This window comes from Tepidimonas sp. (assembly GCF_046292505.1).
Taxonomy (GTDB): domain Bacteria; phylum Pseudomonadota; class Gammaproteobacteria; order Burkholderiales; family Burkholderiaceae_C; genus Tepidimonas.
This window is the reverse complement of the sequence record NZ_JBKBQX010000300.1, coordinates 1-504: the sequence shown is the minus strand read 5'-3', so window position 1 is coordinate 504 and position 504 is coordinate 1. Positions and strand designations below refer to the sequence as shown.

1 protein-coding gene is annotated in these 504 nt (G+C 64.9%); it reads right to left on the bottom strand.

Features of this window, described 5'->3' with window-relative positions; genetic code table 11:
* Positions 1–74 precede the first annotated feature (74 nt).
* The coding region (locus tag ACK4TH_RS13385) for a sigma factor-like helix-turn-helix DNA-binding protein (protein WP_409627145.1) at positions 75–504 on the bottom strand (430 nt) is incomplete at its 5' end.

The window sequence follows — 504 nt, the reverse complement described above, 5'->3', positions numbered from 1 at the left end:
TGTGCTGCACACCCGGGCGCGGTGAGGGCGGCAGGCTGAGCACACCAGGATGACGAGCAAAGTGGCAAAAGGATTCAGCCAGCAGTCCGGGGAGTGTGGCAGCAGACCTGTCCAGCGTCGTCGAACCTGACCTCGCAGTGGCGGATCAGGCGGTCGCGCAGCCGCTGACGGGCCCGAAGCAGGCGTGACTTGGCGGCCGCCAAAGTCAGTCCGTTGGACTGCGCGAAAGACTTGACCGTCTGTCCTTGGAGATCGCACGCCGTGATGATCTGCCGCTGCTCGGCGTCCAGCGCTGCCAGGTGGTGTTCGATGCAGGCATCCAACTCGTCCACGGGCGAACGCTCGGCATCTGCCGGCCCCGCCGGCAGAGATTCGATCAGTGCCTCACTGAGTTCGACATGGGGCTTGGCGAGCCGCGCCGCATCGATCAACGCATGGCGAGCCACTTGGAAAAGCCACGCCCTGGGGTTGTCGAGCGAACAAAAACCCTGACCCTGGCGCATG